Origin of the sequence: Erwinia sp. LJJL01, from assembly GCF_047300805.2 — a bacterium.
GTDB classification, from domain to species: Bacteria; Pseudomonadota; Gammaproteobacteria; order Enterobacterales; family Enterobacteriaceae; genus Erwinia; species Erwinia aphidicola.
On the sequence record NZ_CP178576.1, the window covers coordinates 4218593 to 4233347 of the forward strand.

General features: G+C 59.4%; 10 protein-coding genes and 1 pseudogene. 5 read left to right on the forward strand and 6 right to left on the reverse strand.

Annotated features, from left to right (window positions below):
* Nucleotides 1-456: 456 nt before the first annotated feature.
* The 3 genes and pseudogenes from ACLI4M_RS20740 to yahO all read left to right on the forward strand — a co-directional run.
* A pseudogene (locus ACLI4M_RS20740) lies at nt 457-666 on the forward strand (cytochrome b); the annotation flags it as partial.
* Nucleotides 663-1349, forward strand: coding sequence for a hypothetical protein (locus tag ACLI4M_RS20745; protein ID WP_133623658.1), 687 nt, complete (start codon nt 663-665; stop codon nt 1347-1349). The pseudogene ACLI4M_RS20740 and the gene ACLI4M_RS20745, both read left to right, overlap by 4 nt.
* A gap of 167 nt (nt 1350-1516) precedes the next feature.
* Nucleotides 1517-1792: a DUF1471 family periplasmic protein YahO gene (gene yahO, locus ACLI4M_RS20750; protein WP_133623657.1), complete on the forward strand. Its 276-nt coding sequence runs from the start codon at nt 1517-1519 to the stop codon at nt 1790-1792.
* A gap of 46 nt (nt 1793-1838) precedes the next feature.
* Here the strand turns inward: yahO and ampC are convergent, their stop codons facing one another.
* Nucleotides 1839-2987 (reverse strand): class C beta-lactamase, encoded by a 1149-nt coding sequence (ampC, locus tag ACLI4M_RS20755; protein WP_133623656.1) that lies wholly within the window; start codon nt 2985-2987, stop codon nt 1839-1841.
* Between the two features lie 135 nt (nt 2988-3122).
* On the opposite strand from ampC, the gene ampR reads away from it, so the two are divergent.
* Nucleotides 3123-4046, forward strand: a complete 924-nt coding sequence (gene ampR, locus ACLI4M_RS20760) for a LysR family transcriptional regulator AmpR (RefSeq protein ID WP_133623655.1) — start codon at nt 3123-3125, stop codon at nt 4044-4046.
* Nucleotides 4047-4287: 241 nt separating this feature from the next.
* Here ampR and ACLI4M_RS20765 read toward each other — a convergent pair whose 3' ends face one another.
* A complete protein-coding gene (locus ACLI4M_RS20765) occupies nt 4288-5088 on the reverse strand; it encodes an SDR family oxidoreductase (protein ID WP_048914692.1) in 801 nt (266 codons plus the stop codon).
* Nucleotides 5089-5184: 96 nt separating this feature from the next.
* Here ACLI4M_RS20765 and ACLI4M_RS20770 point away from each other — a divergent pair, with 96 nt between their 5' ends.
* Complete coding sequence (locus ACLI4M_RS20770; RefSeq protein WP_133623654.1) at nt 5185-5610, forward strand: GFA family protein; 426 nt, start codon at nt 5185-5187, stop codon at nt 5608-5610.
* Here ACLI4M_RS20770 and ACLI4M_RS20775 read toward each other — a convergent pair.
* From ACLI4M_RS20775 to ACLI4M_RS20790, 4 genes are all read right to left on the reverse strand, one after another.
* Nucleotides 5577-10358, reverse strand: a complete 4782-nt coding sequence (locus ACLI4M_RS20775) for a GH36-type glycosyl hydrolase domain-containing protein (RefSeq protein ID WP_413449746.1) — start codon at nt 10356-10358, stop codon at nt 5577-5579. The two genes, ACLI4M_RS20770 and ACLI4M_RS20775, sit on opposite strands and share 34 nt — an antisense overlap.
* The gene (locus ACLI4M_RS20780; RefSeq protein ID WP_413449747.1) at nt 10319-13969 is read right to left on the reverse strand and encodes a hypothetical protein; all 3651 of its coding nucleotides are present in this window, start codon (nt 13967-13969) and stop codon (nt 10319-10321) included. The genes ACLI4M_RS20775 and ACLI4M_RS20780 overlap by 40 nt, the downstream gene beginning before the upstream one ends.
* Before the next feature lie 324 nt (nt 13970-14293).
* The gene (locus ACLI4M_RS20785; protein WP_222941354.1) at nt 14294-14458 is read right to left on the reverse strand and encodes a YnfU family zinc-binding protein; all 165 of its coding nucleotides are present in this window, start codon (nt 14456-14458) and stop codon (nt 14294-14296) included.
* A 33-nt stretch (nt 14459-14491) separates the two neighbouring features.
* Nucleotides 14492-14755: a hypothetical protein gene (locus ACLI4M_RS20790; protein WP_048914689.1), complete on the reverse strand. Its 264-nt coding sequence runs from the start codon at nt 14753-14755 to the stop codon at nt 14492-14494.

Sequence of the window (14755 nt, forward strand, 5' to 3'; positions counted from 1 at the left end):
GAATGGATGGTTACTCTAATTACATAACGCTGACTATAATTAATAAACCACGCCACTTTTATAACTAAGCCATTAATTGGTCGACTAATTACCCGCTTGAGAAAATCGCTTCAGTCAGCATAATTATCATTAAGTGCCATATCTCGGCATTTAATTTCCTCCGGCCAGACCCGGTGTCGCGATTTTCCCGCCGCCGTTTGATGCCGAAGGTGTTTATAATTTGAGTTAACTCAGTAGCGTGACTCACGATAAATTTCACTGGGTCAGGGTTAAGCGCAGAAACAGCGAAATTTTTTTTAAAAATTTACGAATAAAAAGTGGCGATGGCGCGTTAACCGATCAACATCCACAAACGGAAACCTACTGTATGTCTGCCATTGCCACTTCCCGCGCGCGTCAGCGCTATGATGCTTTCACCCTGACGCTGCACTGGCTGACCGCTGCCTGCGTGATCTTCCTGTTAGTTTCTTCGGCCTGTTTGATATTCCGGGCTGGATTACCGTCGATCCCGCGCTGCGCCCTACTCTTGCGGGGCTGCACAATAATGTCGCCTGGGCGCTGATTGTTTTGGCGTTGGCCCATGCGATAGCGGCGCTGTTTCACCACTATTTACTGCGCGATAACGTGCTGCGCCGTATGCTGCCTCAAGCTGCCCGGAGGGCGTGAAAATTACCCACAGTGAAGTAAGGCAACAGCTGGCCGCCCATCTGTCGCGCCTGTGGCGTTACGGCATGGTGCTGTCGCGCAATCGCGACGTCGCCGAGGAGCTGGTGCAGTCCACCTGCGTGCGGGCGCCGCCCGCGCGTGCGCAGCACAGGGGACAGGTCAGCCGCCGCGGGCTGATCGCCGCCTCACTCAGCTTTCTGTTTATCGGTTCCGGTATCGGTTATTTCGCCCGTCCGGAAAGCGCCTCGCGCCGCGAAAGCGGCAGGATCCGCGACCTCGAAGCGCAATATATGTCCTTGTACAGCACTCAGACGCTGGCGGATGTCGATAATTCGCCGCCGGTGATTGCGCGCTCGCTGGAGAGAACCGCCCGCGAGATGGGCCTGCGGCTCAGCGCACAGCAGCTGGCGTTACCCGATGCTGAGCTAAAAAGCATACGCCTGCTGCGCTATGACGACGCTTCAATCGCGCAGATCGTCTGGGATCGCGCCAGCGAGGGTCCGATGGCGCTGTGTATTTCCCGCGAGCAGCATCAAAATCTAACCCCGGTGCAGGGTGAAAAGCGCCACGGTATGAGTCTCGCCTGGTGGCATGCCCGGGGTTACCAGTATGTCCTGATAGGCCGCAGCCCGACGCAGCAGATGCAGCAGCGGGCAGGGCAGCTGCGGCAGAGTCTCTCGTAGCGGTCAGGCATGCCTGACCCGACGCGTAGCGTGGGTAGCAATCCCAGGATAATGCCAACCTTATTGCTTTCCGCCTGCCGTGAACTACGCTTTTCAGGTAGGACACGGCTGCGCTTGTTAGCCGACTAATTAAAAACATAATATTCGATAACTCTGAGGATTTAACCATGATGCTTAAGACTAAGCTGGCCACTGCTGCTGTTTTATTATTCTCGCTTAATGCGTATTCAGCGGAGCTGATGTCGAAAGTCGACTTCGACAAAGTTTCTCTTCAGTATGAAAAAGTGGGTGATATCTCTGTTTCGGATGAGTCTGCACCCATGGATGCGCGAGAAGCGCTTAAGGCAGAAGCGGATAAGCTGGGTGCCGATATTTACGTCGTGACCTCAGGTGAGATCGATAAAAAAGTGCGCGCGACTGCGGTCGCTTACAAGAAAAAATAATGGGTCACGTAGGGGTCGACCTTTTTTCCGGTCGACCCGTTTTTTATTAGTGTTGAGTCAGCGCTGTTATGATCTTATTCGCCGCTTCCACTCTTGCCGGGTTCGGATAACTTTTATTTGCCAGCATCACAATCCCAACTTTCTGCTGCGGAACAAAGGCAATATAGCTGCCAAAGCCGTTGGTGCTGCCGGTTTTATGCACCCAGGATTGCGCTTCAGCCTTTCCGGCTGGCGTTAACACCTCGACGGCGTGCGGCTTGAGCGCCACCCCATTGTCGCTGGCAGCAATCACTTCTTTGGCATCCACCGGCCAGTGATAGATTTCCCACCCTAAGCCCTGATACCCGTTGCCCACGCGCAGATAGCGCGCCTGGCTGGTGAGGATTGCCTGCTTCACGGCGGGCGTGCTGTTCGGGTCGATATTCGCCTGCAGATATTTCGCCATATCCTGCACGCTGGTTTTCACTCCGTAGGCTTCTGCATCCAGCATGCCCGCTGAAACGCGCACCGGCTTACCGTCGCGATATCCCCACGCGTAATTTTTCTGCTGCGCCGCAGGCACATCAATATAGGTGTGCGTCATCATTAGCGGTTGCAGCACCTTGTTGTGCAGATAGTCGGTAAAGCTCAGCCCGCTGTTTTTCACCGCCAGTAAACCAAACAGCCCGATGCTGGCATTGGAGTAGCTGCGCATCGTGCCGGGCTGCCATTCAGGCTGCCACTGCTGATAGTAGTGCCACAGCGCCTGCTGGTCGCTCACCGCATCCGGCACCTGCAGCGGCAGCCCGCCCGCGGTGTAGGTGGCGAGGTTTAGCATAGTGATGTGCTGCCACTGCGGCGTGTTGAGCTGCGGCGCATACTTCACCGCCGGGTCGGTGAGCTTCACCAGACCGCTGTTAATCGCTGCGCCTGCGGCGATACCGGTAAAGGTCTTGCTGACGGAACCCAGCTCGAACAGGGTGTCCGCCGTGACCGGGCGCTTAGCCTCGATGTCGGCTTCGCCGTAGCTGTAGAGATGGCTTTTGCCCTGATACACCACGGCGACGGCCATGCCGGGGATCGCCTGCTGGGCCATTAAGGGTTTGATGGTGTCATTGACGATCTGGTCGAGCTGCGCGTTATTCAGCGGGGCCGCTAACAGCGAAAAGCTGGAAAGGGTGCCAGCAATCAAGATCGGGAGAAGGTTTTTTTTCATGCTTAATAGTTCCATAGGCTGATTGATGCAAACAGTGTTGCTCCTTTTGACCTGGAATAGTCTGAAGAGATTGCACGGATCTGACAAACGATTATATTTAGCATCTGACAATAGAAAATCTTACACGAGAGCACCATGAGCCGCAGTTATCTGCCGTTAAATTCGCTGCGTGCCTTTGAAGCCGCGGCCAGACAGTTAAGTTTTACTAAGGCTGCTATCGAACTCAATGTGACCCATGCCGCCATCAGCCAGCAGGTTAAAGCGCTGGAGCAGCATCTGAACTGCCAGCTATTTATCCGCATCTCGCGGGGGCTGGTGCTGACGCCAGAAGGGGAGATCCTGCTGCCCACGCTGAGTGACGCCTTCGATCGCATCGCCGATTCGCTGGACCGTTTTTCTGCTGGCCGCGTCAGGGAGAAGGTGAAAGTTGGCGTGGTCGGAACCTTTGCCACCGGTTATCTGCTGCCGCGGCTGGCGGCATTTCGCCTGCGCTATCCGCATATCGATCTGCTGCTCTCCACCCACAATAATCGCGTCGACAGCGTGGCCGAGGGGCTGGATTACGCCATTCGCTACGGCAACGGCGCCTGGCACGGTACGGAGTCACAGTTTCTGTGCGATGCCCCGCTGGCGCCGCTGTGCACGCCGGAGCTGGCGCAGCAGATCCAGCAGCCTGCCGATCTGAACAACTTTACGCTGCTGCGATCCTTCCGCCGCGATGAGTGGACAACGTGGTTTGCGGCAGTGGGGGAGCCGGCGCCTTCGCCCGCGCAGCATATTATGGTGTTTGATTCGTCGGTGAATATGCTGGAGGCGGCACAGGCCGGGGCGGGCATTGCGCTGGCGCCGCCGGTGATGTTCAGCCATCTGCTGCAAAGTGGTAAGATCGTGCAGCCATTTGCCGCCAGTATCAGCTTAGGGGGTTACTGGCTGACGCGGCTGCAGTCGCGCCCGGAAAGCGCGGGGATGCGTGATTTTGCTGAATGGCTGCTGGGGGAAGCGGGTGCGCCCGGCCATCCCGGGCCGACCAGAAAAGCGGTCGGCCCCTACAACAGATGATGCGCCATTCATTCCTGATGATGCCCCGGTTCTTCCTGCAGGGGCCGACCCTTTTTTCGGTCGGCCCGAAGCCCCTTGATGATGCGCCATTCATTCCTGATGATGCCCCGATTCTTCCTGTAGGGGCCGACCCTTTTTTTCGGTCGGCCCGAAGCCCCTTGATGATGCGCCATTCACTCCTGATGATGCCCCGGTTCTTCCTGTAGGGGCCGACCCTTTTTTTCGGTCGGCCCGGAATCCATCATCCGTTATCCTGAAAACCCGGATAAAGCGTCATGCCGCCATCGACAAACAGCGTGGTGCCGTGCACATAATCGGACAGATCGCTGGCCAGCCAGACGACCGCGTTGCCAATATCCCGCGCTTCGCCAATGCGGCCATAGGGGATCAGCTCCAGCAGCTTGCGCCCCGCGTCACCCTCGGTGCTCTCTTTGTTGATCGCGGTGGCGATGGCGCCGGGCGCGATGGAATTGACGCGTATACGCTCGGCGCCAATCTCCTGGGCAAGCGAGCGCATCAGCAGGTCGACACCGCCTTTGGAGGCCGCATAGTTCACATGCCCGGCCCACGGGATCACCTGGTGTACCGAGCTCATATGGATAATTTTCCCCAGCGCGCGGCTGACCTCCGGCCGCGCACCCTGCTGGCGAAACTGGCGCAGCGCCGCACGGGCGCAGAGGAACTGCCCGGTCAGGTTGACATCCAGCACTTTGTTCCAGTCGGCCAGCGACATCTCGCCAATCGGCGCGTCTTTTTGCAGCCCGGAGTTCGCCACCAGAATATCCAGTGCGCCAAAAGCGTCGATGGTGCGGGCAAACAGGTTGTCGACGTCGTCCTCTTTTGACACATCGCCGCCGACGGCAATGGCTTTGCCGCCTTGCTGACAAATTTTTGCCGCCAGCTCTTCAGCGGGCTGCGCCTGGCTGTTGTAATTGATCACCACGCTGGCCCCGGCTTCCGCCAGCGCCTCTGCGCAGGCATAGCCAATTCCTGAACTGGCGCCCGTCACCAGCGCAACCTGATTTTTTAATGAAATCATCATAACTTTGACCTTCTTGTCGTGAACACGGGTGTCCTATAGTCTTGTTGAGGATCATGAACTCAGCAAATCATGCGGCAATTTTATCAGGAGAGAGCTATGCCAGAGATTAAGTCTGCCCAGTGCCACTGTGGGGCGGTCACCTTTAACGTCACGCTGCTGGACGGCTTCAACACCGTGCGCCGCTGCAACTGTTCTTTTTGCCGCATGCGCGGCGCGGTGGTGGCGTTTGCCAGTGAAATTAACATCACCCAGGGCGAGGATAAGCTGACCGAGTACCGCTTCAACAGCAAATCGGTGGCACACTATTTCTGCTCCGTCTGCGGGATTTACACCTTTCATCAGCCCCGCTCTAATCCGCAGCAGCGTGCCGTCAACGTGGCCTGCATCGACGGCATCTCGCCGTTTGATTTCTCGCCGCTGAACGTTACGGATGGTATACATCATCCGAAAGATGGCGGCAAAGGCGGCGTGGCGGGAACGCTGAGCTATCAGCCTTCTGCCGATGGCTGCGCGCCTGACTGAATATCCACGCGGTGTTCGCGCCCGTCATCGATCAGCTCAATATCGCCGTACGGCTGCGGCGTGCCGTCCAGGCTCAGTGAAGACTCTCCGTCGCAGCGCCGCACGGTGATGCGGTAGTGGCTGCTGCCGTGCTGATAGGCGATCATCACTTCAGGCCAGGCGGCGGGCAGCAGCGGCCTGATGCTCAACTTATCGCCCTCACGGGTTATCCCCAGCAGCGATTCGGTCAGCAGGCGGTACGCCCAGCCCGCCGAACCGGTGTACCAGCTCCAGCCGCCGCGCCCGTTGTGCGGCGCCACGCTGTAGACGTCGGCGGCCATCACGTAAGGCTCGACCTTATAGCGCGCGACTGCGTCAGCATTCAGGCTGTGATTTACCGGGTTGATCATCGACCACAGCTGCCAGGCGCGCTCGCTGTTGCCCATCTGCGCAAAGGCCATCACCGCCCAGATAGCGCCGTGCGTATACTGCCCACCATTTTCCCGCACCCCCGGGACGTAGCCCTGAATATAGCCGGGGTTAGGGCCGAGACCGTCGAACGGCGGAGTGAGCAGTTTGATTAAGCCGTTATCGCCATCGACCAGCAGCTCATCCAGCGAGCGCATCGCCTGAGCACAGCGATCCGCGCTGCCTGCGCCCGACAGCACCGCCCAGCTCTGGGCTATAGCATCAATCTGGCAGGCGGGAGAGAGCTGGGAGCCGAGCGGCGCACCGTTATCAAAATAGCCGCGGCGATACCATTTGCCATCCCAGCCCGACGCGTGGAGATTTTTTTGCAGCAGGTCGGCCTGCTCGCGGCACAGCAGCGCCACGTCGGGCTGCTGTATCCGATCCGCCAGCGCGGCGAAGCGCTGTAGCACCGTGAACAGGAAGAAGCCGAGCCAGACGCTTTCGCCTTTGCCCTCAATACCGACCAGATTCATGCCGTCATTCCAGTCGCCCGCGCCCATCAGCGGCAGGCCGTGCGGACCGAAGCGCAGCCCGTGGCGAATTGCCTTCACGCCGTGCTGCCACAGCGTCTCCTCCAGCGGGGTGATGGTCGGCTGCTGGTAAACTGACTCCTCTTCCGGCCGCAGCGGGCGCGATTCGATATAGCTGACGGGCTGTTGCAGCAGCGCGCTGTCGCCCGTCACGCTCACGTAGTGGCACATGGCCAGCGGCAGCCAGAGATAATCATCGGAGCAGCGGGTACGCACCCCGTTGCCCAGCGGCGGGTGCCACCAGTGCTGCACATCGCCCGCCAGATACTGGCGTGAGGCGCACAGCACGATCTGCTGGCGCAGCCGCTCCGGCGCCGCATGCGCCAGCGCCAGCGTGTCCTGCAGCTGGTCGCGGAAGCCGTAAGCGCCGCCCGACTGGTAGTAGCCGCTGCGCGCCATGATGCGGCTGGAGAGGGTTTGGTACAGCAGCCAGCCGTTGACCAGCAGATCCACCGACGGGTCGGGGGTGGTCACGGTGATTTTGTCGAGCAGGCGGTGCCAGTGCTGATGGACGATTTCCAGCTCGTGCCGTGCCGCGCCTTCACTGATAAAGCGCGCAATCAGCCCTTCGGCCTCTGCCGGGGTTTGCCCGGTGCCGAGAACAAAAATAAAGGTGCGCTGGTCGCCATCAATCAGCGTGGTCGCTGACTGCACGGCCGCGCAGGGATCTAACCCCACGCCGGTGGTGCCCGACAGCATGTGCTGGGTCAGCGCCGCCGGGGCACGCTGCGTGCCATTACGGCCAAGAAAGGCACGCCGGTCGCCGGTCAGGGAGCAGTGGACGCCGCTGACGGCAAAGAAGGACGTGCGCTCCGAGCCGTTACTGCCGTAGAAGTTGGTTGCCAGCACGCCGCACCCGGCGGCAACGCCAGCGGGCTGCGTCATGATATGCATCGCCGATTTGCTGCGCGTCTCGCCCAGCGTCCACTCTACGTAGCCGGTGGCGGAAATTTTGCGGATCCGCCCTGAGTTATTGCTCACCGTGAGGATCGCCAGCTTGACCGGCGCATCAACGGCGACCAGTACGGTCAGCTCGCTGTCCAGCCCGGTTTCGCGGTGGTGAAATACGCTGTAGCCGAAACCGTGGCGGCTCAGGTACAGCCCCTGGCCCCTGGCGGGTAGCGCCGTGGGTGACCAGAAGTGGCCGCTCTCTTCATCACGCAGATAGAAGGCTTCACCTGAACGGTCGCTGACCGGGTCATTTTCCCACGGCGTCAGGCGATATTCGTGTGCGTTCTCGAACCAGCTGTAGGCCTGCCCGGCCTCTGAAATTACCGAGCCGAAAGTGTCATTGGCGATCACGTTGGACCATGGCGCAGGGGTCGGGTCCTGCTCATCAAGCAATATCTGGTATTCACGGCCATCAGGGGAGAAGCCTCCGCGCCCGTTGAAGAACAGCAAGTCATCCGTTTCAGGTTGCCACTGCAGGTGCTGATTAGCAGGCAGATCCGTCTGGATAACCAGCGGCTGCGCGGCCGCCGTCACGGGCTGCATGCGCAATTTAAGCTGTTCTTTCAGCCCACCGGCGCGATCGTCGATGACGACCCGCGCCACGCTGAGCAGCAGCAGGCGGTCCTCAGGGGAGAGATGCTGGCCGTCGCGCACAAAAATGCCCCCTGACTTATCAATCAGGCTGGCTTCGGCGCCCGCGGCCACCAGGCTCATTATCTGGTTTTGCAACAGCTGCTGATAGCCGCCGGGGCCGTCATTGAGGATCACCAAATCCATCGACAGACCTTTCATGCGCAGATATTGATGCGCCTGCACAAAGGTAGTAATCAGCGGCGTGTTTTCCGCGCGGGTGACGCTCAGGATCACAATCGGCAGATCGCCCGAAATTGCCCAGCCCCACAGACCGCTTTGCCCACGACGGTTGCGGCTGAGGATCTCCCCACCGGCGCGTAGCTCGGGGCTGGGGAACAGCACGGCACTGGCGAGGCGGTTAAACAGTTTGGCGTCATCTTCGTTGGCGTTGATCTGCCGCAGCGCAATCTGGCTGTGCGACCAGGCCAGTTCAAAGACCCGATCGGCAATCGGCTGGTCGCGGTACTTTTCCAGCAGTTGAATACTGAGGGCGCGGCTTTCCGTCACCCCATAAACAATGTCTACCGTTACCGACTGGCCCGGCAGCAGGGTAAGAGGCTGGCGCACCGCCATGATCGGGTCGAGCACCGCGCCCGCCGAGTTGCTGAGCGGCCCGCTATAACGGGACATTGCCGCATTGCCGGTATCGTTGCCGCGGCCAAGGAAGATGGCGCGGTCAGTTTCGAAGGAGGCGGTTTGCTGCGTTCTGCCATGCACCACCATCATATGAAACAGACAGGGGGTGACTTCATCCGGGGATCTCGGCCGGCGCTGGCAGAGAATGGCTTCATCCTCCGTGAGCAGTTCCGTCTGCACAAAAAGGTTACTGAAGGCCGGATGTGCCCGATCGCTGGCGGCCGGGGCCAGCACCACTTCTGCATAGGTGGTCAGCTCCACGCTGCGCGCCTTGCGGCCGCGGTTGAGCAGCGTGACGCGGCGCAGTTCGATATCGTCTTCCGGCGAAACCACGATCTGGGTTTTGATCTCCAGCGTGCCCTGAGTACGGGTGAAGACCACACCCGCGTCGGTAAACGATGCCCGGTAGCGATCGGCTGGCGCGCCCAGCGGCTGCCAGGTGGTGTTCCACCGCTCACCGCTCTCCACATCGCGAATATAGCAGCACGGGCCCGAATTATCGCAGGTGCTGTCGCTGTGCCAGCGGGTCAGCGCCAGATCGCGCCAGCGGCTGTAGCCACCGCCGGCATGCGTCAGCATCAGGTGATAGTGAGCATTCGACAGCAGCTGGACCTCCGGCAGCGGGCTGTTAACATCATTGAATTCTCGCGGCAGATAGTGAACCGGCAGTAATGCTCCTGCCTGGGCCTCGAAATGACGGCGCGGGCTGTACAGCTCAACAGCATCCGGCACCCGTTCCTGCAGCAGCAGGCGGCCGGACTGGAATGCGGCAACCGACATAAAGCGATCGGTCATGGGCGCGTTGTGTAGCAGGTGGGAGATCGCCTGAAAAGCCATCCCCTGGTGATGCGCCATCCATGAACGCACCACGGCAAAGCGCTGGCCGCTGGCCTGGCGCGAAGGGGTGAAATCCAGCGCCTCATAGAAGCCGTATTCGCCGCGCGCGCCGCTTTTAGCCAGCAGCGCCAGATTCTCACAGGCTTTTTGCGGTGACACCATCAGTGCCAGGAAGGTGGCATACGGGGCGATAACCATATCCTCCGCCAGCCCGCGCTTCAGCCCCAAACCGGGCACGCCAAAGGCGTGATACTGATAGTTTTGCGCCACGTCAAAGGCATAATATCCCGACTCAGAGATCCCCCAGGGCACCCCGCGCTTTTTGCCCCAGTCTATCTGTCCGTTCACCGCCGACAGGCTCATGGCGGCCAGCAGGCTGCCGGGGTAGATTGGCATCACCAGATTGGGCATCAGATATTCAAACATCGACCCGCTCCAGGACATCAGCGCGGTATTGTTATCGATAGTGGTGAACAGGCGGCCCAGCGCATACCAGCTTTTCAACGGCAGCTGGTTAGTGGCAATCGTCAGGAAGGTTGTCAGGCGGATCTCAGAGGGAAACAGGTCGTAATGGCTGTGGTCCAGCGTGCTGTTATCGCAGTGATAGCCCACGCTCAGCTGATGGTTAACGTCACTGTACAGGAACACAAAGTCCATTCTGGCGTGCGCGTTCAGCCGCAGTTCCAGCTCGCTGATGATGGCGAGCTGCATGCGGGCCTGGACAATGGCCGAAAGGGGGGAGAATCGGGCTGCAATGTATCAGCCTGGGAAAGCCACGCCAGCGAAGGCAGCCCGGCCGCACGCCAGTCGGGCGGCAGCCAGCCGAGCAGCGATGACCAAACCTGGCAGAAGCGCGTCAGCTGCGCGTGCAGCAGCCGCGTCCAGCGGCTAACCTCACTGTTCTCCTGCTGGCTCATTCCCTCAAGGCGAGCGCTCAGTTTGCGCATCGTCTTCAGCTCATCCTGTAACAGCGCCGGGGAGAGCTGCGCGGCGTCAACAAGATGCTTTTGCAGCAGCCGCAGCGTGGTGGGGGCATGAGCCCCCCAGCAGGTTTCCAGAATAGCCAGGGTATCTTTAAGCCCCGCCAGCATCTGGCCGATATCGATGATCGGCTGATGGCGCAGCTGACCTAAGCCCGCGCTGAGCGTTAACAGGTGACCGGCCATATTGCCGCTGTCGACGCTGGAGACATAGCGCGGGTTAAGCGGCAGCAGCGTCAGGGTGTCGTACCAGTTGAACAGGTGACCGCGGTAGTGCTCCATTTTATCCAGGGTGTCCAGCGTCAGGGTGACGCGCCGCAGCACTTCGGTGCCGGGGATATAGCCGAAATCCATCGCGGTCAGATTAGCCATCAGCGACAGGCCGATATTGGTCGGCGAGGTGCGGTGGGCAATCATGGCGTGGGGCTGCTCCTGATAATTGTCCGGCGGCAGCCAGTTGTCGTCTGCGCAGGTAAATGTTTCGAAAAAGGCCCATATTTCGCGGCTGCTCTGGCGCAGCAGCATTTGATGGTCGCTGCTCAGCGCGGGGGCAGAAAGTTCCGCAGGGCGGCTTAGCCAGCAGAGCAGCAGCGGGGCCAGGCACCACAGTAATCCGACGGGCAGGGCGAGGCTCAGCAGGGCGGGCGCCTGCAATGCGCTTAACAGAATCAATAGCAGGCCAGTCATCACGTTCAGCCACATGCTGCGGTAAAACGCCAGGGGGGAAGCCGGGTTACCGACGGCCGAATGGTCGGCGCTGACCCACTGATTGAGGTTGCGCCGGGTAATCGCCAGCCGCCAGAGGGTGAGCGCAATGGCATGCAGGGAGTAGCCTGCCTCATGCGGTAGCGTGATGAAGTTCAGCCCGATGCGCAGCAGCCGTAGCCAGGTCCCCTTCAGGACAGCCGACACGCGGCTCAGCAGAGGGCGGTTGCTCATCACCAGGTCCAGCACCACGGCCAGCACAGTGGGCAACAGCAGCACGATAGCCAGCACCGCAAGCCAGTACAGGGGGTTAGGTACCAGCAGGAAAGCGCAAAACAGCAGCGTAAGAAATGCCGGAGCTGCCAGGCTGCGGCGTAGATTATCGAATAACTTCCAGCGTGACAGGGTGGTGAGAGGGTTAGGCTCGCGCGAACCATCGGCCCGGGTCACGCGCAGCTTCAGCCAGTTGAGGAGCTGCCAGTCGCCGCGGATCCAGCGCGTGCGCCTGGCGACATCCGTCAGGTAGTTGACCGGGTACTGCTCATACAGCAGCACCTCGCTCAGCAAGCCGGAGCGGGCGTAGCACCCCTCCAGCAGGTCATGGCTCAACACCAGATTTTCCGGGCCAATGTTGCAGGTTGCCTGCGCGAAAACATCCACATCATAGATCCCTTTACCGACAAACGTCCCTTCGCCAAACAGATCCTGATAAATATCCGAGGACATCATCGAGTAGGGATCGTTGCCCGGTACGCTGCTGCAGATCGCCGCGTAGCGCCCCTGACCGTGGCGCGGCATCTCTTCCGCCAGCCCCGGCTGTAAAATGCCATAGCCTTTCACCACCCGGCGTTGCTGCGCATCGTAAACCGGGTGGTTGAGCGGGTGGGCCATGGTCGCGACCAGCTTGTGTGCGGTGTCGCGCGGCAGCACCGTATCGCTGTCCAGCGTGATGACATATTTGATCGGCGCGGGTAGCGCTTTTTCATTGCCGGTAATAGAGGCGAACTGCGTGCCGGGCTGCCGCAGCCAGCTGTTGAGCATCGCCAGCTTGCCGCGTTTGCGTTCATAGCCCATCCAGACGCCCTGCTGGGGGTTCCACGTGGGGGAGCGGTGCAGCAGGTAGAAAAGGGGCGTTTCACGCGCGTAGCGGCGGTTTAGATTTTGTAGTTGTGCGCTAGCCCACTTCAGCAAAGCGTCGTTCTCCGGCGTACTTTCAAACGGGGAATCGTGAAAATCGCTGAGCAGCGCAAAATAGAGGTTGGCGCTGGGATTACCGAGATAGCAGACCTCAAGGCTGCTGAGCAGCGCGTCAATCGATTGACGGCTGCTCAGCAGGCAGGGAATGGCTATCAGCGTACTGGCGGCAGGCGGGATGCCGCTGGCATAGTCCATGCGCGGCAGTGGCATCGGGGTGCGAAAACGCGTGGTCATTTCGCCCAGCAGCTGCAGCACCAGCTGGCTGATAACCAGCGCCAGCGGCAGAGCCAGCAGCCATAGCGTCCAGCTCATTCCGTGCTGCGCAGTGCGCTGCAGCACCGCGGCGCTAACGGCCATGGTCAGCAGGCTGAGGCTACCGAGCCAGGAGAGCAGCGGTACCTGATTGAACCGATGGCGCAGCTGGGTGACTCCGCTGGTATTGGCCGTCAGCACTTTTTCCAGCACCTGGCGTTCATCGCCTATCAGATAGTGACCAATATGCTGCGGTGCCGAAGCGCCGCTGGCCGCCTGCGACAGCGCCAGCACCTGACGCGTGACGTCCAGCTCGCTGAAACGACTGTTGCGCGCCAGCCGCTCAATCACATGGCGGTAATGGTCGCGGGTATCAAAATGCATCTGGGGATAAATCGCGGCGGGATCCTGCCTGAGCAGCTGCTCCACCAGGCTGGCAGACTCGCAAAAATCTGCCCAGTCGGTTTCGCTCAGCAGGCGCAAACCGGCAATGCTGTTGCTGACCGAAAGCTGGCTGGTGGCCAGCTGCTGGTTGAAGCGGTTGATCATGACATCGGTCGTCATGCCACTTTCGGCCAGGCTCTGCTCGGCCCAGGTCAGCGGCAGCGCCAGTAAACTGCCGCGCCCCTGCAGCCTGCGCACCAGCTCGGCGACGAAAGCACTGCTCAACGGCGGGCGCGAGCGGGCCATGTCGGCGATCACCAGCACCAGGTCAGCGGGGGTGGCCTCGGCGCAGGCAATCAATTTATTCACCCACGAGTCTGCCAGATTGCGTTCTTTTTGTGCCTGAGCGACCTCGCTGCTGATGCGGCGCAGGTTCTCAATCAGCGCCAGGCGCAGCATGCCGGGTAGCGCCCACAGCTCGCCCAGCGTCAGCGGCGTAACCCGCTGATAGGCCATAATATAGCCGGTTAAGCTGCCGACATCCCAGCGCCCGTCACCGTGAGCAATCGCTTCGGCGGCGATATCATAGATCCTGGGGCAGGAGTGCGGAGCTGAGAGCACGGGCAACCCTTTACCAAAATTCTTGGGTAAATGGTGGCGCACCATGCGGATCTGCTCCTCAATCAGATAGTAGTTATCCAGCAGCCATTCGCCCGCCGGGGCCATGCTGGCCTTCTCTGCGTCATTGAGTAAAAAGCAGTTGTGGGTAATCACCGCCTCGTTATTGCCCAGTCGTTTGAGCAAATAGTACGGCTGAGTTTTTGGCGACAATCGGTGTGAGCGGGCGAGCTTTTGCCCGTAAAGCTCCATTTGCAGCGCAGAAAAAATTTCCGCCTTCAGGGGAGGGTCATTGGCAGGGGAGACGTCTGCCTGCAAGGGGTTATTTGATCTGCTGGCTAGGTTCGCAAACACGTTTGTCAGCCACGATTTAAAATTTATTTTCATAATTTTGCTCTTCAGGCGAAACAGACGCAGGGGAGCAGTGGTGAAAGAGGTAGAGAAACGTTTTTTGAAATGGGACGACGTTATAGTTTCAGCAGCTGCCGCAGCGAGAGGAGTCGTTAAGAATTAATGGGGTACGACAAAAAGCGATTTACAGGAGGGGCAGAGTAAGGTCTGATTCTGCCTGATTTTACTCGCCGCATGGGACGACTTATGCCCGCAAATGGGACAAATCGCTGTGGTGGTCGTGGCTTTATTTATGCGTTTCAACGCATCATCTAAAAAAGACATGGAATTGTTCCTCCGTCGCGTTTATCGTCGCCTTTATTTTCTGATGTTCAGAATGCTCTTTAATGACTTTCTATACTCTTTAGTCCAGCCGTTATAAATTTCAGTTAGCGACTCCAGATCGGTCCCTGCCGCCACATGGCGAATAAACAGTCTTGCCTCGCTCTCATTGCGATCGTAGACATAAAGGTTGGCCCATGAATCCACCATCCCTTTTTTCCCATCGACGACAATCTTAGCGTGGTCGAAATTAATCAATGGCCATTGTGCTAACTGCGAGAAAAAATGTTTCTTTTCCAT

What these genes read in the sequence shown, in the direction of transcription:
- ampR (WP_133623655.1), top strand. Translation starts at nt 3,123, where the DNA reads ATGAGCCGCAGTTATCTGCCGTTAAATTCGCTGCGTGCCTTTGAAGCC.
- ampC (WP_133623656.1), bottom strand. Translation starts at nt 2,987, where the DNA reads ATGAAAAAAAACCTTCTCCCGATCTTGATTGCTGGCACCCTTTCCAGC.
- ACLI4M_RS20765 (WP_048914692.1), bottom strand. Translation starts at nt 5,088, where the DNA reads ATGATGATTTCATTAAAAAATCAGGTTGCGCTGGTGACGGGCGCCAGT.
- ACLI4M_RS20770 (WP_133623654.1), top strand. Translation starts at nt 5,185, where the DNA reads ATGCCAGAGATTAAGTCTGCCCAGTGCCACTGTGGGGCGGTCACCTTT.
- ACLI4M_RS20775 (WP_413449746.1), bottom strand. Translation starts at nt 10,358, where the DNA reads ATGCAGCTCGCCATCATCAGCGAGCTGGAACTGCGGCTGAACGCGCAC.
- ACLI4M_RS20785 (WP_222941354.1), bottom strand. Translation starts at nt 14,458, where the DNA reads ATGTCTTTTTTAGATGATGCGTTGAAACGCATAAATAAAGCCACGACC.
- yahO (WP_133623657.1), top strand. Translation starts at nt 1,517, where the DNA reads ATGATGCTTAAGACTAAGCTGGCCACTGCTGCTGTTTTATTATTCTCG.
- ACLI4M_RS20790 (WP_048914689.1), bottom strand. Translation starts at nt 14,755, where the DNA reads ATGGAAAAGAAACATTTTTTCTCGCAGTTAGCACAATGGCCATTGATT.